20 protein-coding genes are annotated in these 20206 nt (G+C 58.3%); 19 read left to right on the forward strand and 1 reads right to left on the reverse strand.

From position 1 onward, the window contains the following. Window positions 1-5 precede the first annotated feature (5 nt). Both ACIQ3A_RS09235 and ACIQ3A_RS09240 read left to right on the forward strand, forming a co-directional pair. Window positions 6-215: a DUF465 domain-containing protein gene (locus tag ACIQ3A_RS09235; protein ID WP_396431466.1), complete on the forward strand. Its 210-nt coding sequence runs from the start codon at window positions 6-8 to the stop codon at window positions 213-215. Between the two features lie 95 nt (window positions 216-310). Then, window positions 311-2326 (forward strand): ATP-dependent DNA helicase, encoded by a 2016-nt coding sequence (locus ACIQ3A_RS09240; protein ID WP_396431467.1) that lies wholly within the window; start codon window positions 311-313, stop codon window positions 2324-2326. Here ACIQ3A_RS09240 and ACIQ3A_RS09245 read toward each other — a convergent pair. Further along, a complete protein-coding gene (locus ACIQ3A_RS09245; RefSeq protein ID WP_396431450.1) occupies window positions 2292-3077 on the reverse strand; it encodes an outer membrane protein assembly factor BamD in 786 nt (261 codons plus the stop codon). The genes ACIQ3A_RS09240 and ACIQ3A_RS09245 overlap by 35 nt on opposite strands. A gap of 73 nt (window positions 3078-3150) precedes the next feature. On the opposite strand from ACIQ3A_RS09245, the gene ACIQ3A_RS09250 reads away from it, so the two are divergent. The 17 genes from ACIQ3A_RS09250 (at window position 3151) to ACIQ3A_RS09330 (ending at window position 20153) form a co-directional block, all read left to right on the forward strand. Further along, the gene (locus ACIQ3A_RS09250; protein WP_396431468.1) at window positions 3151-4152 is read left to right on the forward strand and encodes an RluA family pseudouridine synthase; all 1002 of its coding nucleotides are present in this window, start codon (window positions 3151-3153) and stop codon (window positions 4150-4152) included. 136 nt (window positions 4153-4288) lie between these two features. Then, the gene (scpB, locus tag ACIQ3A_RS09255) at window positions 4289-5143 is read left to right on the forward strand and encodes an SMC-Scp complex subunit ScpB (protein ID WP_396431451.1); all 855 of its coding nucleotides are present in this window, start codon (window positions 4289-4291) and stop codon (window positions 5141-5143) included. Continuing rightward, window positions 5140-6333 (forward strand): pseudouridine synthase, encoded by a 1194-nt coding sequence (locus ACIQ3A_RS09260; protein WP_396431452.1) that lies wholly within the window; start codon window positions 5140-5142, stop codon window positions 6331-6333. The genes scpB and ACIQ3A_RS09260 overlap by 4 nt, the downstream gene beginning before the upstream one ends. Before the next feature lie 124 nt (window positions 6334-6457). Continuing rightward, window positions 6458-6883, forward strand: coding sequence for a nucleoside-diphosphate kinase (gene ndk, locus ACIQ3A_RS09265; RefSeq protein WP_396431453.1), 426 nt, complete (start codon window positions 6458-6460; stop codon window positions 6881-6883). A gap of 33 nt (window positions 6884-6916) precedes the next feature. Continuing rightward, window positions 6917-8068, forward strand: a complete 1152-nt coding sequence (gene rlmN, locus ACIQ3A_RS09270; protein WP_396431454.1) for a 23S rRNA (adenine(2503)-C(2))-methyltransferase RlmN — start codon at window positions 6917-6919, stop codon at window positions 8066-8068. Next, window positions 8061-9026 (forward strand): helix-turn-helix domain-containing protein, encoded by a 966-nt coding sequence (locus ACIQ3A_RS09275; protein WP_396431455.1) that lies wholly within the window; start codon window positions 8061-8063, stop codon window positions 9024-9026. Before rlmN ends, ACIQ3A_RS09275 begins: the two co-directional genes overlap by 8 nt. Further along, entirely contained in the window at window positions 9023-10294 is a 1272-nt protein-coding gene (gene ispG, locus ACIQ3A_RS09280) for a flavodoxin-dependent (E)-4-hydroxy-3-methylbut-2-enyl-diphosphate synthase (protein WP_396431456.1), read from the forward strand. Before ACIQ3A_RS09275 ends, ispG begins: the two co-directional genes overlap by 4 nt. Further along, complete coding sequence (gene hisS / locus ACIQ3A_RS09285; RefSeq protein WP_396431457.1) at window positions 10291-11637, forward strand: histidine--tRNA ligase; 1347 nt, start codon at window positions 10291-10293, stop codon at window positions 11635-11637. Before ispG ends, hisS begins: the two co-directional genes overlap by 4 nt. Window positions 11638-11643: 6 nt before the next feature. Beyond that, the gene (locus tag ACIQ3A_RS09290; protein ID WP_396431458.1) at window positions 11644-12315 is read left to right on the forward strand and encodes a YfgM family protein; all 672 of its coding nucleotides are present in this window, start codon (window positions 11644-11646) and stop codon (window positions 12313-12315) included. After that, on the forward strand, window positions 12315-13448 hold the full coding sequence (bamB, locus tag ACIQ3A_RS09295; RefSeq protein WP_396431459.1) for an outer membrane protein assembly factor BamB: 1134 nt from the start codon (window positions 12315-12317) through the stop codon (window positions 13446-13448). Before ACIQ3A_RS09290 ends, bamB begins: the two co-directional genes overlap by 1 nt. A 19-nt stretch (window positions 13449-13467) precedes the next feature. Then, complete coding sequence (der, locus tag ACIQ3A_RS09300; RefSeq protein WP_396431460.1) at window positions 13468-14808, forward strand: ribosome biogenesis GTPase Der; 1341 nt, start codon at window positions 13468-13470, stop codon at window positions 14806-14808. A gap of 69 nt (window positions 14809-14877) precedes the next feature. After that, on the forward strand, window positions 14878-15141 hold the full coding sequence (gene hfq, locus ACIQ3A_RS09305; RefSeq protein ID WP_396431469.1) for an RNA chaperone Hfq: 264 nt from the start codon (window positions 14878-14880) through the stop codon (window positions 15139-15141). 43 nt (window positions 15142-15184) lie between these two features. Next, window positions 15185-16381, forward strand: coding sequence for a GTPase HflX (gene hflX / locus ACIQ3A_RS09310; protein WP_396431461.1), 1197 nt, complete (start codon window positions 15185-15187; stop codon window positions 16379-16381). Between the two features lie 56 nt (window positions 16382-16437). After that, entirely contained in the window at window positions 16438-17823 is a 1386-nt protein-coding gene (gene hflK, locus ACIQ3A_RS09315; protein ID WP_396431462.1) for an FtsH protease activity modulator HflK, read from the forward strand. A gap of 11 nt (window positions 17824-17834) precedes the next feature. Next, window positions 17835-18737, forward strand: coding sequence for a protease modulator HflC (gene hflC, locus ACIQ3A_RS09320; RefSeq protein WP_396431463.1), 903 nt, complete (start codon window positions 17835-17837; stop codon window positions 18735-18737). 3 nt (window positions 18738-18740) lie between these two features. Next, window positions 18741-18926 carry a DUF2065 domain-containing protein gene (locus ACIQ3A_RS09325; protein ID WP_396431464.1) on the forward strand — a complete coding sequence of 62 codons (186 nt, stop codon included), beginning with the start codon at window positions 18741-18743 and terminating at the stop codon, window positions 18924-18926. Window positions 18927-18992: 66 nt separating this feature from the next. Further along, complete coding sequence (locus tag ACIQ3A_RS09330) at window positions 18993-20153, forward strand: ATP phosphoribosyltransferase regulatory subunit (protein ID WP_396431465.1); 1161 nt, start codon at window positions 18993-18995, stop codon at window positions 20151-20153. Window positions 20154-20206: the final 53 nt, after the last annotated feature.

Below are 20206 nucleotides of genomic sequence, written 5' to 3' on the forward strand. Positions count from 1 at the left end.
CGGACATCACCTCCGAAGATCTTCGATCTCCGCGTCGCCAGCTGATCGAATGGCAGATGGCGCATGCCGATCTGGATGCCCTGATTGACCAAGCTGTGCTGACGCCTCAGCCGCTGGACGAGTTGCTTTTGCGGCGTCTGAAAAAACGTCGCTTGGCTTTGCGCGATCAAATCACCCAATTGCAGTGGATGCTCGACCCCAAGGAGCCTGCTTGAGTTTGCTGCTGCAAAGGGTTGCGCTGACCTTGTCAAGCCATGGGGCTCTTGCCCAGGCAGTGCCAGGGTTTCAGCCCCGTGAGGGCCAGACCGACATGGCCATGGCGGTCAGCCAGACGCTGGAGCAGGGTGGCCAGTTGGTGGTTGAGGCCGGCACAGGGGTTGGCAAAACCTATGCTTATCTGGTGCCCGTGTTGCTCAGCGGGCAGCGGGCGCTGGTTTCAACCGCCACCAAGGCGCTGCAAGACCAATTGTTTTCCCGTGACATCCCTCGCCTGGTGGATGTTTTGGGATTGCCCATCCGTGTCGCCTTGCTCAAGGGGCGGTCCAATTACCTTTGCTTGCACCGCATGGAGCAAGCCCGCCACAGTTCAGAAGCCACCCAGCCCAGTGCGCAGCGTGCGCTGGCCAAAATCGAGACTTGGTCGCAGGCCACACGCACGGGTGACATGTCCGAATTGACGGGTTTGGACGAGCGCTCGTCTTTGTGGCCTTTGGTCACCTCGACACGTGACAACTGCCTTGGCTCCAGTTGTCCACGCTTTCGCGCTTGTCACGTGAACCTGGCCAGAAAAGAGGCCATGGCTTCGGATGTGGTGGTGATCAACCACCATCTTTTTTTCGCTGACATGGCGGTGCGCGAGTCGGGTGTGGCCGAATTGCTGCCTACCGTGCGGGTAACCGTGTTCGACGAGGCCCACCAGCTCAATGAAATCGGGGTCAATTTTTTGGGCCAACAATTGTCCACGGTTCAATTGCTGGAGTTGTCGCGCGATGTTCTGGCCACCGGCTTGCAGTTGGCGCGGGGCTTGGTGGACTGGCATGCGCTGACGGATCAACTCGAAAAATCCACCCGCGACTTGCGCCTGGCTGCAGGCCTGCACCGGGGTTCTGTGAGGTTACGCTGGACACAGGTCTTGCCTGAAGGCGTGGATGCTGCCGAATGGACCCTTGCCTTGCAATATCTGGTTCACGCATTGGCGCAGTTGCAAAGCGGCCTGGAGTCCGTGGTGGAGCTGGCCCCAGATTTTCAGCGGCTCTTTGAGCGCAGCCGCGAGCTGTCCGAAAAGGCGGTTTTGTTCTCCAGCGCGCCAGACAGCGAGGGCGTGCGTTGGGCCGAAGTCAGTGCGCAACTGCGCTTGGTCGAGTCACCGTTGGACATTGCACAGGCTTTTTCGGCTTTGATCAAACCCGCGCAAGCGAACTTGGCCCATGACACCGAAGACGCGTCCGATGCAGAGGTGGTGCAGGCCTTGATGGCGGGCGACCCTCGCCATGTTCTGGAAAATCAAACACCCAACGGTGGCGGAGTCGGCCAACGTGCCTGGATTTTCACATCCGCAACGCTGGGCGATGAACCAAGTTTGCGCTGGTTCACCGAGCCTTGCGGATTGACCTCAGCGCAAGTGATGCAGGTGAGCAGTCCGTTTGACTACGCGCAACAAGCGGCCTTGTATGTGCCTGAACATTTACCCAAGCCCAGTGATCCAGGTCATGCGGCCCAAGTGGCGCAGTTGGTGCTTGAGGCGGTGCAACTGCTGGGTGGCAGAACACTGGTGCTCACCACCACCCTGAGTGCCATGCGCAGCATTGGTGAGTATTTGCAGTCCCATCTGGACGCCGGCGCGAATATTGAAGTTCTGGTGCAGGGGCAAAGCCCTAAGCGGCGTCTGATGGAGCGCTTCAGGGAAGGTGCAGGAGATCAGCGCCCTGGCTGCGTTCTGGTCGCTTCGGCTTCGTTTTGGGAGGGTTTTGACGTTCCTGGAGATGCTTTGCAGTTGGTGGTTATCGACAAACTGCCGTTCCCGCCACCGGGGGATCCGTTGTTTGAAGCCAGAAGTCAGCGCGTCACGCGGGAGGGGCGCAGTGCGTTTGCAGACCATGCCTTGCCTGAAGCCGCTGTGGCCCTGAAACAGGGCGCTGGGCGATTGATCCGCAGTGAAACAGACCGCGGCGTGTTGGTGGTTTGTGACACGCGTTTGGCCACCATGTCTTATGGCCGAAGGCTGGTGCGGGGCTTGCCGGAAATGCGACGCCTGAACGGGCACCCCGAATTTTTATCGACTTTGCGTCAATTCACCACAGACGCCACCAGCTCGTCGATTTCTTGACCCCTTCAGCCTTCAGGTAGTCTGACTGCGGAAAGTTCTTTGCGAGCACCCGCTTGGCGTCATCGCGCAAAGCGGTCATGCCCAAGGCATCGTAAGAGCTCACCAAAATGGCCAAAGCTTCTTCCACGGCCGGGACGCCCTGGTAGTCGGCAATGGCTTGCTGAGCGCGGTTGACTGCGGCAACATGCGCGCCGCGACTGGCGTAAAAGCGGGCCACATGCACTTCGTAAGAGGCCAATGCGTTCACGATGTGCAGCATGCGCTGGCGTGCTTCGGGTGTGTATTTGGAGTCAGGAAAACGTGTGCTCAGTTCCTTGAAGGCTTCGTAAGAATCTTTGGCCGCTTTCTGGTCACGCTCAGACAAATCTTGCTTGGTGAGAAACGAGAACAAGCCCAGGTTGTCGTTGAAATTGACCAGGCCTTTCAGGTAGATGGCGTAGTCAAGGGCTGGACTGGAGGGGTGCAATCGGATGAACCGGTCCAGGGTTGCCGTGGCCTGAATTTTGTCGCCCGTCTTGTATTGGGCATAGGCCTTGTCAATTTGGGCCTGCTGCGCCAAAACGGTGCCCGCAGCACGGCCTTCGAGCTTCTCGTAATAACCAATGGCCTTGTCCCAGGCACCTGAATTGGCCTCGTCGCGAGCTTCTTTGTAAATTTTCTCGGGCGTCCAAGCTGCAGTCACATCCTTGGTGGTGTTGGCGCAGCCAGAAAGAAACAGCAAAGCTGACACCACCAAGCCGGCCGGAACCATCGATAATCTGAAGCTACGCATCTGTGACACCCTAGAACTGTTGAACATTTTGATTATATCGGCCGCCCCTGTAATGGAAGACAACGCCACCTTGATGGAAGATGCTGAACGCCCATTGGAGGCGTCTGACGAAGAGGTTCGCACGATCCAGGTGCCCATGGCGCTTCACGGCCAGCGGCTGGACCGCGCTTTGGCGCAAATGGTGCCCGAATTTTCACGCAGTTATTTGCAGCAATTGATCGAGCAAGGAGATGCCCTGATCGATGGACAGACTGTGAGCAAGGTGTCGTCCAAGGTGCGTCTGGGGCACCGCATCCAAGTCACCCTGCGCGCCACGCCTCAGTCTCAGGCTTTTGTAGCTGAAGAGATGCCGATCGATGTGGTCTATGAAGATGCGCACCTGCGCGTGATCAACAAGCCTGCGGGTCTGGTGGTCCATCCGGCCCCTGGCAACTGGCGCGGCACCCTGCTCAATGGTCTGCTGGCTCTGGATCCTCTGGCGTCTGAGGTGCCCAGAGCAGGCATCGTTCACCGCTTAGACAAAGACACCAGCGGCTTGATGGTGGTGGCGCGAACACGCCAGGCCATGGATGCGCTGGTTCAACTAATTGCGGCCCGAGAAGTGCATCGCCAATATTTGGCCATAGCTCACAAGCCCTGGATGGCACCTTCTCCTAAAACTGTCGAGGCTGCAGTTGGCCGCGACCCGGCGAACCGTTTGCGCATGGCTGTGGTCGATTTGACTCACCAATCGGGTAAAACGGCAGCGACGACGATCGAGGTGCTCGATAAAAACACCCAGGCGAGTCTGGTGAAATGCACCCTGCATACAGGCCGCACGCACCAAATACGGGTTCACATGGCGCATGTCGGGCACCCGTTGCTAGCGGACGCTGTTTATGGGGGCGCCAAGGCCGCCGACATGTCGCGCCAGGCCTTGCATGCATGGCATTTGGCCTTTGTTCACCCCATCTCCGGACAATCGATGGATTTAACCGCGGCCTTGCCCGCAGACATGGCGCAAGCCCTTTCAATTTTGGGGCTCAGCTACAATCCGAAGCTTCAGGGAGCCTGAGTCAGATTTTCTGGCCCAAGCGAATCCAAGAATTGGCAGCTTGCCAAACCTTCAGAACGGGGGTTTTCTTGTTTGAAAAACCATGACCTCTGCACCTTCGACGCCGTGAGGCGTCTTTTTCCCGAAAGATAGACACATGAATACGGCGCAAGCCAAGCGTGTCCTGGAAACCGCCTTGCTCACAGCAGGTCAGCCATTGTCACTGCGCGACTTGCGTGTGTTGTTTGACGATGAACTCGGGGCCGACACCCTGAGACAGATGCTGCAAGATTTGGAACTCGAGTGGACCCCCAAAGGTCTCGAGCTGACCCGTGTCGCCAGCGGTTGGCGCTTTCAAAGTCGTCCAGAATTGCGCCATTATCTGGACCGTTTGCACCCTGAAAAGCCCCCCAAATACACCCGCGCTGTGCTCGAGACGCTGGCCATCATCGCCTACCGTCAACCGGTTACACGGGGGGATATGGAAGACATTCGTGGGGTCACCATCAGCTCCCAGATCCTGAGGCAACTGGAGGATCGAGGTTGGGTTGAAGTCATTGGCCACCGTGAGACCGTGGGCCGTCCTGGCTTGTACGCCACGACTCGACAATTCCTCGACGACCTGGGCCTGTCCACACTTGATCAGTTGCCGATGCTGTCTCAGGTCAATGGCCAGACCACTGCTTTGTCCGGCCTGGTCGAGCAGATGCCTGTCCAGCCATCCTTGTCGCTCGAAGATGACAGCAACGCCTTGCCTTTCGATATGCCCGTCGTGGACGACGCACCGCACCAAGTTCCAGATCAGGCAACAGCCAAGCCGCTGCATGAACCCGAGGTCTTGATGCAAGAAGCGCACGATGAAGCGCACAGGCAGCCTGAAGCTGCAAATTCGTCCGAGCCATCCAATGTCGTTGGCACACCCCCCGATCGCAGCGATGTCACCATTCTGTCTGCGAGCCCAGATAACCACCTTGACCACCCGCTGCATGGCGAAAAGCCCACCCCTGAATGAACCAAGAACCTCACGACGACACGTCGCCGCTGCCCATTGATCCCACTGCCCGCCAACCACAGGCGGGCGAGTCGACTTACAAACCGATTGCGCTGGCCGATGTGGTGTCTGGCCAGTTCGACGACGAAGAAGCGACCCAAGACCTCACCATCGACTTGGGGAAACGCGTGTTGGCCCCCCAGACAGACTCGCCCAAACTGCACAAAGTCCTCGCGCAAGCGGGCATGGGCTCCCGTCTGGAGATGGAAAAGCTGATTTTGGAAGGTCGCATTTCGGTCAACAATGAAGCTGCCCACATCGGTCAGCGGGTTCAATACGGCGACCAGATCAAGGTCAACGGCAAACCCATTCACATCCGCATTGACCCGCCACCGGCCCGGGTACTCGCCTACCACAAGCCTGCAGGCGAGATCGTCAGCCATGACGACCCGCAAAACCGCCCCTCCGTTTTTCGTAAATTGCCCCGTTTGCAAAATGGCAAATGGCAATCTGTCGGACGTCTCGACCTGAACACCGAGGGCTTGCTGCTTTTCACCAGTTCGGGTGAGTTGGCCAACCAGTTGATGCATCCCCGGTTCGGGCTTGAGCGTGAATATGCTGTTCGCGTGCTGGGCGCTTTGAGCAAAGAGGAAAAGCAGCGCTTGCTGGATGGCGTGATGCTGGACGACGGTGTCGCCCAATTTGGCTCCATCGAAGACGGCGGCGGTGAGGGCTCCAATTGTTGGTACCGTGTCACGATCTCCGAGGGGCGCAACCGGGAGGTGCGCCGCATGATGGAATCGGTGGGCCATGCCGTCAGCCGCTTGATCCGCATCCGATACGGTGCGATGGTTTTGCCGCACGGCTTGCGTCGCGGTGCTTGGCTGGAACTGGATGAAGCCGATATTCGGGCACTCATGCGTGCTGCGGGCACCACGGAGCGTCCTCGGTCTTCCGAGGCACGGCCAGTGACCCGAACCAATCGCAATGACCGGCGTCCACGCACAGGCGGTCAGGGCCGCACAGGAACTGCCGTGCCGCGCGCCAAACCAGTGGCCAAACCCAACAGGGCGCCAGGCGCATCGGGGACCGGCCTGCCTGATCCCGTGAAGACGACTACTTCGTTCATCGGGGCAGAGAGTTTCAACCGGCTGAAGAAAACGCCCGGTGCTCCAGGTCGGGGCGGGCGTGGCGGTGCCCGTAGCCGCTGATTTCTGTTTTGACCGTGGGGGCATATGCTGCTTCGGTGCCATTTGGCTGGGCTCATCAGGGTAGAATGATGGGCTTTGCTGTAGGGCAAAAATGCTTATAAATCACTCTGTTACAGGAAAAACAATGGCCATCGAACGCACACTCTCCATCATCAAGCCCGACGCAGTCGCCAAGAACGTCATTGGGCAGATTTATGCCCGTTTTGAAGCTGCAGGCCTGAAAGTGGTCGCATCCAGGATGGCACATCTGTCGCGCGGCGAAGCCGAAGCTTTTTATGCTGTGCACAAAGCGCGTCCTTTCTTCAAGGACTTGGTCGAGTTCATGATCTCAGGCCCCGTGATGATTCAGGCCCTGGAAGGCGAGAATGCCATCGCCAAGAACCGTGACCTGATGGGCGCGACCGATCCCAAGAAAGCGGACGCCGGCACCATCCGTGCTGATTTTGCGGACAGCATCGATGCCAACGCCGTGCACGGCTCTGATGCGCCTGAAACTGCTGCCGCCGAAGTTGCGTTCTTCTTCGCTGGCATGAACGTTTACACCCGCTAACAGCGTCGCGGCAACAGCGCGACCTCTACCATCATGACGGCCAACCTTCTCGAATTTGATCTGGATGGTTTGGCCGTTTTTTGTGAGAGCCTGGGCGAAAAGCGCTTCAGGGCGACCCAATTGTTCCGCTGGATACATCAGCGGGGCGCCAGTGATTTTGACCAGATGACCGATCTGGCGAAGTCATTGCGCCAAAAGCTTCAGTCTCGCGCGCATGTTTCTGCGCTGCCCTTGATCAGTCAGCATATTTCGACAGACGGCACCATCAAATGGCTGTTCGATGTCGGCGATGGCAACGCCATCGAATCGGTGTTCATTCCCGAAGACGACCGGGGCACCTTGTGCATTTCATCGCAGGCTGGTTGCGCTGTAGGGTGCCGCTTTTGCTCCACAGGCCACCAGGGCTTCAGCCGCAATCTCACTACGGGTGAAATTCTGGCGCAGTTGTGGTTTGCCGAGCATTTTTTACGCAAGCACCTGCAGACCGATGAACGTGTCATCTCCAACGTGGTGATGATGGGCATGGGTGAGCCCCTGCAAAATTACACCGCATTGGTGCCGGCACTGCGTGCCATGCTGGACGATCACGGTTACGGCTTGTCGCGTCGCCGTGTCACCGTGTCCACCTCGGGTGTGGTGCCCATGATCGAGCGACTGTCGGCCGATTGCCCAGTTGCACTGGCGGTATCGCTGCATGCACCCCACGACACCTTGCGCGACCATTTGGTGCCACTCAATCGCAAATACCCGCTGGAAGAATTGATGCAAGCATGCATCGCTTATCTGGCCCACGCGCCGCGTGACTTCATCACATTTGAATATTGCATGCTGGATGGCGTCAACGACCAAGCGGAGCACGCCCATCAACTCATTGACCTGGTGCAAAGCCATGCCCGCCAGGGTCTGCGGTGCAAATTCAATCTGATTCCCTTCAACCCATTTCCGGCTTCCGGTTTGCTGCGCTCGCCCAACGCCCGCGTACAGGCCTTTGCCAAACAACTCCAGGACGCGGGTTTGGTCACCACGGTTCGCAAAACCCGAGGGGATGACATTGACGCCGCTTGTGGTCAATTGGCGGGTGATGTCAAGGACCGCACCCAAGTGCAAAATCGCATGGCGCAGCAGCGCACCATCATGCTGGTGCCCGCTTCATCTGTTCAAACCCAGGAGTCTGGTGATGCCTGAAAACGATCGTTTGGACAATGCGCCTGGGGCATCTGACGGCATTGCTGCCCAGCCCCTGACGGCAGGCAAGTTGTTGAAGGCTGCACGGGAGCGGGCGGGTCTGCATCTGGGGGTTTTGGCGGTCAACTTGAAGGTGTCGGTCCGTCAATTGGAGGCCCTGGAGGCCGACCAGTACCCGGCCGACCAAAGTCCTGTTTTTGCCCGCGGACTGGCGGCCAGTTTTTGTCGGCAACTGCGCATTGATCCTGCGCCAATTTTGGCTTTGATGCCACGCACCGCCAATTATCTTGAGCCCTACGGTGCGGTGCGCCAAGCGCTTGTTGCACCCGCTGATTTTCGGCGAGTGAACCGTTCGCCGAGAGGCTTTCAGTTTCAGGCCTGGTGGACCGCTGGCGGCATGCTTGTCCTGATCGCCGCACTCATCTGGTTGCCTGGCCCTTCACAATGGTCATGGCTGGAAAGTGTGACGGCCTACCTGAGCCCATCAGAACCGGAGGTGCGTACGGTCAGCATGGTGCCTGAGGCCTCGCCATTACCCGCTGGATCTGCCACGGATGCCGCCGCCCTGGGCGCCGTTGTGGGTGTCCCTGCGCTGACAGACGCGTCGACCAAACTGCCTGAAGTCGATCCCTCGCTTGCACTCAACAGTTTGCGAACAGTCCCCAAAGAAACCAACACTGAAGCCAGTAAGCCGGCCGCGCTAACGCTTGGGCCTGCGCCTGCACAGCTCTTGTTGGCCGCCACGCAGACCAGTTGGGTTGAAGTTCGGGATGCCAAAAACCAGATGATCTGGAGCGGGGTTTTGAACCCGGGCGATACCCAGCGTCTGTCAGCAGCAGATCTGATGTCGGTCGTGGTGGGCCGCGCAGACGCTGTTCAAGTGACCTTCAAGGGGCAATCTTTTGATCTCAAACCACACACCAAAGCCAATGTGGCACGTTTCGAGATGAAACCATGATCACGACAAGCCCCATTGCCATCGCTGTGCCCGCAAAGCGCAAGAGCCGCCAATCCAGAGTTGTCTGGGGGTCCCGTGTGGTGACCGTCGGCGGCGGTGCCCCTGTGCGTGTGCAGTCCATGACCAACACCGACACAGTGGATGTGATCGGCACCGCCATCCAGGTCAAAGAACTGGCCATAGCCGGCTCCGAAATGGTGCGCATCACCGTGAACACCCCTGAAGCAGCGCAAGCCGTGCCGCACATTCGTGACCAACTCGACAAAATGGGTATCGATGTGCCCCTGATCGGTGATTTCCATTACAACGGCCACCGGCTGTTGACTGATTACCCTGCGTGCGCCGAGGCGCTGTCGAAATACCGCATCAATCCAGGCAACGTGGGCAAGGGTGACAAGCGCGATGTGCAGTTTGGTCAGATGATCGAAGCGGCTGTGCGCTGGAACAAAGCCATACGCATTGGCGTCAACTGGGGCAGCCTGGACCAGGAGTTACTGGCAGAGTTGATGGACCAGAACAGCCAGCGCGCCGAACCCTGGGAGGCTCGGCAAGTGATGTACGAAGCCCTCATTTCGTCGGCTATTTCTTCTGCTCAACGGGCTGAAAGCATGGGTCTTGATGGGGCTCAGATTGCTTTGTCCTGCAAGGTCTCAGGCGTCCAGGACCTGATCTCGGTCTACCGTGAGTTGGGTCGCCGCACTGATTACGCCTTGCATTTGGGCCTGACCGAGGCGGGCATGGGCACCAAGGGGACGGTGGCTTCGGCCACAGCCTTGGCCATCCTGCTGCAAGAGGGGATCGGCGACACGATCCGTGTCTCATTGACCCCGCAACCGGGTGAAGCACGCACGCAAGAAGTGGTGATTGCCTCTGAAATTTTGCAGTCACTGGGCTTGCGCATTTTTGTGCCCAGTGTGACCGCTTGCCCCGGCTGCGGGCGCACGACCAGCAGCACCTTTCAGGAATTGGCCAAACAGATTGATGACTTTTTACGAGCCCAGATGCCCGTCTGGCGTGCCCGTTATCCCGGGGTCGAAAACCTCAAGGTGGCGGTCATGGGCTGCATCGTGAACGGCCCTGGCGAAAGCAAGCACGCCGACATCGGCATCAGCCTGCCCGGCACAGGCGAAGCGCCAGCGGCCCCTGTCTTCATTGACGGTGAAAAGCGCCTGACATTGCGCGGCGACGGCATCGCGCAAGAGTTTCAGGGACTGGTTGAAAACTACATTGAGAACCGTTTTGGTTCAGGATCTACCGAGAAAAAATGAGCGAGTTTCTTCCAGAAAACAGCCCCAAGCCTGCCAAAGCTCAGAAGCTGGTGGGTGTTAAGGGCATGAACGATGTGCTGCCACCTGACTCCGCGCGCTGGGAGTGGTTGGAGGCCAAAGTGCGCAACCTGATGTCGCGTTACGCCTATCGCAATATTCGCACGCCCATCGTTGAGCCAACGGCCTTGTTTGTGCGCGGCCTGGGCGAGGTGACCGACATCGTCGAGAAGGAAATGTATTCCTTTGAGGACCGCCTGAACGGTGAACAGCTCACTTTGCGCCCTGAGTGCACGGCGGGTGTGGTGCGCGCTGTGGTCGAGCACAACATGCTTTACGAAGGTGGCAAACGCCTGTATTACATGGGCCCGATGTTTCGCCACGAGCGCCCGCAACGCGGCCGTTACCGGCAATTTCACCAGATTGGCGCCGAGGTACTGGGTTTTGCCGGTGCCGAGGTGGACGCTGAATTGATCCTCTTGGCCGATGCGCTCTGGAAAGAACTCGGGCTGAAAGACGTTCGCCTGGAACTCAACAGCCTGGGCCAGCCGCATGAGCGTCTGTTGCACAGAGCCGCCCTGATCGCCCACCTGGAGCAGCATGCCGACTTGCTGGACGAAGAGGCCAAACGCCGTCTGCACAGCAATCCTTTGAGGATTCTGGACACCAAAAACCCGGCCATGCTGGGCGTGGTCGAGTCGGCACCGCGTCTGCTCGACTTTTTGGGCGAGGCGTCCCTGGCCCACTTTCATGGGGTCCAGGCGATTTTGGACGCCAACGGCGTTTCATACAGCATCAACCCGCGTCTGGTCCGGGGCATGGATTACTACAACCTTACGGTGTTCGAGTTCATCACCACCAGCCTGGGTTCGCAAGGCACCATCTGCGGCGGTGGCCGTTACGACTATCTGCTTGAGCAGGTGGGCGGCAAAGCGGCGCCAGCGGTGGGCTGGGCATTGGGTGTTGAGCGTGTGCTTGAACTGATCAAGGAGCAGGGCGAGCCCTTGCCAGAACCCGCCCCCGATGTGTATGCGATCGTGCCCGAAACGGCTGCATTGCCTGTTGCCATGCAGGTGCTGCAAGCTTTGCGCGCAAACGGTGTGTCGGCCCAAATGCACGCTGGGAGCGGTGACAGCATGGGCAGCATGAAGTCCCAGTTCAAGAAGGCCGATGCTTCTGGCGCCCGTTTTGCATTGGTTTTCGGGGCTGAAGAGTTGGCCCAAGGCCTCGTCGCCGTCAAATCGCTGCGCGACGGGGAAGGTGCCCAGCGCACAGAGTCTTTGGCCAGTGTGGCCGCCTGGGCCTACAGCCTACAATCGCCGCTTCAAAGCGCAACCAGCAGTTAAATCACCATGGCCAAAGCACTCGACCTTGAAGAACAAGAACAACTCGACCAGATCAAGCACTTCTGGAAGACTTGGGGCAACCTGATTTCCTGGCTGTTGATTGCTGTTTTGGGCAGCTTCGCCGCCTGGAACGCTTACCAATATTGGGAGCGAACCCAGGCCACAAAAGCGGCTGCGCTTTATGACGAAGTTGAGCGGGCAACGGCCTCGGGTGACATTGCCCGTGTGGAGCGCAGTTTGGCCGACATGAAGGACAAATTCGGCTCGACCCAATTTGCCTTGCAATCGGCTTTGCTGGCGGCCAAAACCTTGCAAGCCCAAGGCAAGAGCGATGCAGCGCGTGAGGCGCTGGTCTGGGTGACTGCCAGCGCAAGCGACAAAGCGTACCGGGACATCGCCCGTTTGCGACTGGCCGCTTTGCAGCTCGACGCCAAGGCGTACGACGATGCCTTGAAACAATTGGGCATGGAATTCACGCCCACCATGGCCGGCTTGGCGGCAGACCTTCGTGGCGATGTGTTGCAGGCCAAAGGCCAAGCGACCGAAGCCATTGGGGCCTACCAGCAAGCCTGGCAAAAAATGGCAGATTTCCCTGATTACCGTCGTTTGGTGCAAGCCAAACTCAATGCCCTGGGCGTTGATCCTGAGTCGGCTGCCGTTGCGGAGACCCCGAAGTGATGACCTTTTTCAACCATTTTTGGCCCCGTTTGAGCTTGATCGGGGTCTTGACAGTCGCCCTTGCGGCTTGTTCCAGCGCACCCGAGAAGCCCCAACCTGCCGCATTGCCTGCCGTGAGTGGTCAGGTGGCGGTGCAAAAAGTCTGGACCCACACTGTGGGACCGGTGACGACACCGTTGTTGGCCTCCGTCGATGGCGACCAGGTGGCCGTGGCCTCAACGCAGGGACAAGTGGTATTGATCAAAGCCAGCACGGGTCAGGAAGTTTGGCGCCTTAAGCTTGACAGCCCTATTCAGGCAGGCGTCGGTGGTGACGGTCAGCGTTTTGCGGTGGTCACTCAAATGAACGAAGTGGTGGCCATTGAAGCCGGCCGAGTGGTCTGGCGTCACCGCTTATCCGCCTTGTCCTACACGCCACCGCTTGTGGCGGGGGGCCGTGTCTTTGTTCTGACCGCCGACCGTGCCGTCACGGCGCTCGATGGCGCTTCAGGTCAAAAGCTCTGGACCCAGCAGCGCACTGGCGACCCGTTGGTCTTGCAGCAAGCTGGCTTGCTGATGTCCTTTGGCGACAATTTGCTGGCAGGCTGGGGAGGACGCTTGGCCTCCTTGAATCCGAACACGGGCGCCGTGCGTTGGGAAACACTGTTGGGTTCATCACGTGGCACCAACGAGGTTGAGCGGCTGGTCGACCTGGTGGCCGGTGCCAGCCGTCAAGGCACTAGCTTGTGTGTTCGCGCCTTCCAGTCCGCAGTCTCTTGTATCGATGCCAACCGTGGCAACATTTTGTGGACACGTCCAGCGCAGGGCCATACCGGTCTGGACGGTGACGATGCCCTTGTTTTTGGTGCCGAGTCCGACAGCAAAGTGTTCGCTTGGCAGCGTCAAAGTGGACAGCCGGCCTGGACTCAAGAGGCCTTGCGCTTTCGGGGTTTGACCGCACCTTTGGTACTGGGTCGCTCTGTTGTGCTGGGCGATGACAAGGGCAATGTGCATTTCCTGTCGCGCCAAGATGGGCAAAACTTGCAGCGCTTGAGCACGGACGGCAGCGCCATTGTGGGCAGGCCCGTGGCCGCTGGCCAGACTTTGGTGGTGGTGACACGCACCGGGGGCATCTTCGGATTTCGCCCTGAATGATGGATTGGAAAATTTTTAAGTGAAACCAGTACTGGCCCTCGTGGGCCGCCCCAATGTGGGTAAATCCACGCTGTTCAACCGACTTACCAAAAGCCGCGATGCCATCGTGGCCGATTTTGCGGGTTTGACCCGTGATCGACACTATGGCAACGGCAAGCAAGGCCGCCAGGAGTTCATCGTCATTGACACCGGTGGTTTTGAGCCCGACGCGAGCAGTGGCATCTACAAGGAAATGGCCAAGCAAACGCGGCAGGCCGTGGCAGAGGCCGATATCGTGATCTTTGTCGTGGATGCGCGTGGCGGTTTGTCAGCGCAGGACCACGATATTGCCAAATATTTGCGCAAAATCGGCAAGCCCTGCCTGCTGGTCGCCAACAAGTCTGAGGGCATGCTGGAGGGTATCCAACTGACCGAGTTTTACGAGCTGGGTTTGGGGGACGTGATTGCCATTTCGGCCGCCCACGGTCAAGGCACGCGCGGCTTGGTCGAGTTGGCGCTCGAGTCCCTTAACCTGCCTGAAGACCCGGAAGAAATCGAAGAGGATCCGACGGTCATCAAGCTGGCTGTTGCTGGTCGCCCCAACGTGGGGAAATCCACCCTGATCAACACCTGGTTGGGCGAGGAGCGACTGGTAGCTTTTGACATGCCAGGCACCACACGCGACGCGATTTCGGTGCCCTTTGAACGCCAGGGTCAGAAATTTGAGTTGATCGACACCGCTGGTTTGCGCCGCAAAGGCAAGGTGTTTGAAGCCATCGAGAAATTTTCAGTCGTCAAAACACTCCAGGCCATTGAGTCTGCCAACGTTGTTTTGCTGTTGCTCGATGCCGAGCAGGGTGTCACTGACCAGGATGCGCACATTGCCGGGTACGCCCTTGAAAGCGGTCGCGCCATGGCGCTGGCCATCAACAAGTGGGATGCCGTTGACGAATACCAGCGGCAGTTGGTGCAGCGCTCGATCGAAACGCGCTTGCCTTTTTTGAGCTTTGCCAACATCCACTTCATTTCGGCCAAAAAGCGCCAAGGCTTGGGTCCTGTCTGGGCTTCCATTGTCCAGGCGCACAAATCGGCGATGTGCAAGATGAGCACGCCCATTTTGACCCGCCTGCTTTTGGAGGCTGTCCAGTTCCAGAGCCCGCAACGTGGCGGCATGTTCCGCCCAAAGCTGCGCTATGCACACCAAGGCGGCATGAACCCGCCTGTGATCGTGGTCCATGGAAACTCTCTGGAACACGTGACCGATACCTACAAACGCTTTCTGGAAGGTCGTTTTCGCAAGGCCTTCAATTTGTCAGGTACGCCCCTGAGGATCGAGATGAAAACATCGACCAATCCTTTTGCGGACAAAGAATCCAGGTGATATTTGAGGAAATCGGGTTTTCTAAAATCCCGCTTCTTACCCTGTGGTAAGGTCAAACCTTCAAAACTTCTGAACACGGAGAATATCGTGAGCAACAAAGGTCAACTTTTGCAAGACCCCTTCCTGAATGCACTGCGCCGCGAGCATGTGCCAGTCTCCATTTACCTGGTGAACGGCATCAAACTGCAAGGCCAGATCGAATCTTTTGACCAATACGTCGTTTTGCTTCGCAACACCGTGACCCAAATGGTTTACAAACATGCCATTTCGACCATTGTTCCCGGTCGTTCTGTGACTTTCAGCACACCCGAATCGGGTGAAATTACCGCTTAATGTGGTTTTCTCTGGCCCGATGGCTTGATCCCGCCATCGGAGGGTGCTGATATTGACTGAAACACTTTCCAACAAGCCCGCGCCGACCTTACTGGTCGGCGTTGACTTTGGGTTGCCGCATTTCGATGCGGACCTCGAGGAATTGGGATTGCTGGCCGAGTCCGGTGGCCTCCGACCCGTGGCTCGCCTGACATGCAAGCGCAAGGCCCCCGATCCGGCATTGTTTGTCGGCAGCGGCAAGGCCGACGAGATCAAGGCTCTGGCCATGATGCACGGCGCGGTCGAGGTGGTTTTTGACCAGTCCCTGAGCCCGGCACAACAACGCAATCTTGAACGCCATATTGGCTTGCCAGTGAACGACCGCACGCTGCTGATTCTGGAAATTTTTGCCCAGCGTGCGCGCAGCCACGAGGGTAAATTACAGGTCGAATTGGCCCGCCAGCAGTATCTGAGCACACGCTTGGTCCGCCGCTGGTCGCATCTGGAACGACAAAGCGGCGGCATCGGCATGCGAGGAGGTCCGGGTGAAACCCAGATCGAACTCGACCGCCGCATGATCAACGACTCGATCAAGCGCATCAAGGAGCGCCTGGTCAAGGTCAAACGCCAGCGCAACACCCAACGTCGCCAGCGTGAGCGGCGTGACACTTTCAATATATCGCTGGTGGGTTACACCAACGCCGGCAAGTCCACCCTGTTCAACGCCTTGGTCAAAGCTCGGGCCTTTGCTGCCGATCAGTTGTTTGCCACGCTGGACACCACCACGCGCCAGCTGTATCTGGGCGAGGCGGGGCGATCGGTGTCCTTGTCTGACACGGTGGGTTTCATACGTGATTTACCGCACGGTCTGGTGGAAGCCTTTCAGGCCACCTTGCAGGAAGCCACTGATGCCGATTTGCTGCTGCATGTGGTGGATGCTGCCAACCCGAACTTTCCTGAGCAAATGGCCGAAGTGCAAAAGGTATTGACCGAGATCGGGGCCGATACCGTTCCGCAATTGCTCGTCTTCAATAAGCTGGATGCTTTGGTCGCAGAGCGCTATCCCCTGCAAATGCAAGACCAATACGAGGTGGATGGCGTGTCCGTTCCCAGGGTATTTTTGAGCGCCAAATCCGGCAAAGGCCTCGACCTGCTGCGATCGGCCTTGTCCAGCATCGTCATGGCCGCCTTGCCCTCGGTCGAGCCAGAGATGTCAGATCCCCGTGACTTGACCCGGGAATATCCGGGGGGGTTGAATTGAAGTCCTGCCGAATTCGGCACAATGCGGGTTCGTTATCCTGTCAAAGACACCTCACCATGAATTTTCATCTGCCAGCCCTGCGATGGTCCTTGCTCCCAGCAAAGGTCCGAGGCATGTTCAATCTCAATGACCCACGCTGGGGTCGGGACGACGACAAATCAACCCCTGAGGGGGGCAACAAACCTGCCAACGATGTACCACCGCCCCCGGGTCCTAAGCCTGATGCCTGGCAACAACCGCCCGGACGTGGCTCACAACAACAAAGCGGCCCCCCTGACTTGGATGAACTCTGGCGCGACTTCAACCGCAAGCTGGGCAATTTGTTTGGTGGCAAAGGTGGCCCTCAGGGACCACAAGGTTCTGGCGGATCGGGGGGGGGCTCTGGTGGGCCCGGCATTCCTGTTTTCTTGAAAAATCTCGGCTTGGGCGTGATCCTGGCTGCGGCCTTGTTGGTCTGGCTGGGCACCGGCTTCTTCATCGTGCAAGAAGGTCAGCAAGCCGTGATCACTCAATTTGGCAGATACCACAGCACGGTGGGTGCCGGTTTCAACTGGCGCATGCCTTATCCCATTCAACGCCAAGAGTTGGTGTTTGTGACCCAGATCCGTTCTGTTGACATCGGGCGTGACAACATCATCAAGGCCACTGGCCTGCGTGAATCGGCCATGCTCACCGAAGACGAGAACATCGTCGAGATCAAATTCGCGGTGCAGTACCGTTTGAACGATGCCCGCGCCTATCTGTTTGAAAGTCGCAACCCGACCGAAGCCGTGGTGCAGTCCGCTGAGACCGCCGTGCGCGAGGTCGTCGGCAAGATGAAGATGGACTCCGCTTTGGCAGAAGAGCGTGATCAGATCGCTCCCCGTGTGCGCGAAAAAATGCAGACTATTCTGGATCGCTACAAAGTGGGCATCGAAGTGGTGGGCATCAACTTGCAACAAGGCGGCGTTCGCCCCCCAGAGCAGGTCCAAGCGGCATTTGATGATGTGCTGAAAGCCGGTCAAGAGCGCGAACGTGCCAAGAACGAAGCCCAGGCTTATGCCAACGATGTGGTGCCCCGAGCTGTGGGTGCGGCTTCCCGCCTCAAGGAAGAGGCAGATGCTTACCGTGAACGCATCGTTGCACAAGCCGAAGGTGACGCGCAGCGCTTCAAGACCATCCTGCCCGAATACCAGAAGTCGCCCCAAGTGATGCGCGACCGCATGTACACCGACACCATGCAGCAGATCTACAGCAACGTGACCAAGGTGCTGGTGGACAGCAAACAAGGCTCGAACTTGTTGTATTTGCCACTCGACAAAATCATGCAGCAGGTCACGACTGTGGCCCCGCCCGCCTTGGACACCCCAGCGGCTGCGGCCAGCGCCAATGGGGCCAACAGCGGTGCAGTGGACACACGTTCACGTGACCTCCAGCGTTCGCGTGAACGCGATCCACGATAAGGACTAAGAAAATGAATCGCATCGGATTGTGGATTTCATCGCTGCTGGTGGCCTTTGCGCTGTTCAGCTCAACCGTGTTTGTGGTTGATCAACGCCAGTTTGGCGTGGTCTACGCTTTGGGTCAAATCAAGGAAGTCATCACCGAGCCGGGCTTGCATTTCAAGCTGCCGCCGCCACTGCAAAACGTCAATTACATTGACAAGCGCTTGCTGACCCTGGACAGCCCAGACAACGAGCCCATGCTGACAGCCGAAAAGCAGCGTGTGGTGATCGACTGGTATGTGCGTTGGCGCATTACCGATCCACAGGCCTATATCCGCAACGTGGGCCTGGACGAAAAAGCCGGCACCAGCCAGCTCAATCGTGTGGTTCGAAATGCCTTCCAGGAAGAGATCAACAAGCGCACGGTCAACGAGTTGTTGTCCCTGAAGCGTGAAGAGTTGATGGATGATGTGAAAGCCGCGGTTCTTATTGTGGTCAAGGGCGCCAAGCCCTGGGGCGTCGATGTGGTGGATGTGCGCATCACACGTGCTGACTACGTGGACACCATCACCGAGTCGGTCTATCGCCGCATGGAAGCCGAGCGTAAGCGCGTGGCCAACGAGTTGCGCTCAACCGGTGGTGCCGAAGGTGAAAAAATCCGCGCCGATGCCGACCGTCAGCGCGAAGTGACCGTGGCCAATGCTTACCGCGATGCCCAGAAAATTAAAGGGCAGGGCGATGCTCAGGCTGCGCGCCTGTATGCCGAGTCGTTTGGCCGCGACCCCCAGTTCGCTCAGTTTTACCGCAGCCTGGAGGCCTACAAATCCAGCTTCAGCAGCAAAAGTGACGTGATGGTGCTTGATCCGAGCAGCTCCGAGTTTTTCAAAGGCATGCGCGGCTCGTCTGGCGTGGCGACACCACCCCGGAAGTAAACCTTGCTGGACACCCTCCTGCTGGCGTTGGGCCTCATGCTCATCCTGGAGGGCTTGATGCCCATGATCTCGCCCTTCAATTGGCGGCGCCTGTTTGAGCAGCTTTTGCAGCTTGAAGATGGGCAAATCCGTTTTTTCGGCATGTTTATGGTCATTGCGGGATTGTTGCTCTTCTGGATTGTTTCCTGAATCCAATCCCTGAAACCGGCATTCAAGCCGGTAAAATCCCTTTTTTAACAGTCCCCCCCACACCCCATGTCTGCTTGGGTCCTCCCGGATCACATTGCCGATGTCTTGCCCTCTGAGGCACGCCACATCGAAGAACTCCGTCGCGAACTGCTGGACACCGCCCGTGGCTATGGCTACGAGCTGGTCATGCCGCCGCTGCTGGAGCATTTGGAATCCTTGCTCACCGGCACGGGTGAAGCGCTTGATTTGCAAACCTTCAAATTGGTGGACCAGCTGTCAGGCCGCACACTGGGTTTGCGAGCTGACACCACCCCTCAGGTGGCTCGGATTGATGCCCACTTGCTCGGCCGTTCTGGGCTGACCCGACTTTGCTATTGCGGCCCGGTTTTGCACACGCGACCCGCCCGTCCGCACGCCACCCGTGAACCCTTGCAGTTGGGGGCTGAGATTTACGGCCATGCTGGCCCAGAGGCTGATCTGGAAACCCTGCAATTGGCCCTTGACTGCCTGCGTGCAGCCCGCCTGGACGATTTGCAAGTGGACCTGGCAGACGCCCGCATCATCAACAGTCTGCTGCAGGCCGAGGCCACTTCTGATGCGGTGCGCCACGAGATCCATGCGGCGCTGGCCATCAAGGACGGGAGCGCGATTGAACGTCTGACCGCTGATTTTTCGTCTGCCAACCGCAATGGCTTGCGTGCCCTGGTGGACTTGTATGGCGATGAGCGTGTGCTTGACGAGGCGGTCAAGTGTCTTCCCGCAACGCCCGCCATCAGCGAGGCATTGACACAGTTGCGCTGGTTGGCCACTCAGATTTCGGGCGCCGCCATCAGTTTTGACCTGGGCGATTCCCGTGGCTATGCCTATTACAGCGGCATGCGTTTTGCCATTTATGCCAAGGGTGCATCCGATGCGCTGGCCCGTGGCGGACGCTACGACGGTGTCGGCGCCGTCTTTGGCCACCGCATTGACCGCGATCGCCCCGCCGTAGGCTTCAGTCTGGATTTGAAAGAACTGGTGTCGGCTGTGCCCCCCTTGGCATTGCGCGCAGCGATCCGGGCCCCCTGGGGCAACTCGGGCAATTTGCGCTCGGCCATTGCTGCCTTGCGCGGCCGTGGCGAAACGGTGGTGTGCATCTTGCCGGGGCATGAAAGCGAAGTTGACGAATTCCATTGCGACCGCGAACTGGTTGAAGCGGCAGGGCAATGGGTGGTACAGGCTCTTTGAGAAAGAACATTTCAAGCATGAACATGAAGCAAGGCCGTAACGTGGTCGTCGTC

Source organism: Limnohabitans sp. (genome assembly GCF_044361985.1).
Lineage (GTDB): Bacteria > Pseudomonadota > Gammaproteobacteria > Burkholderiales > Burkholderiaceae_C > Limnohabitans_A.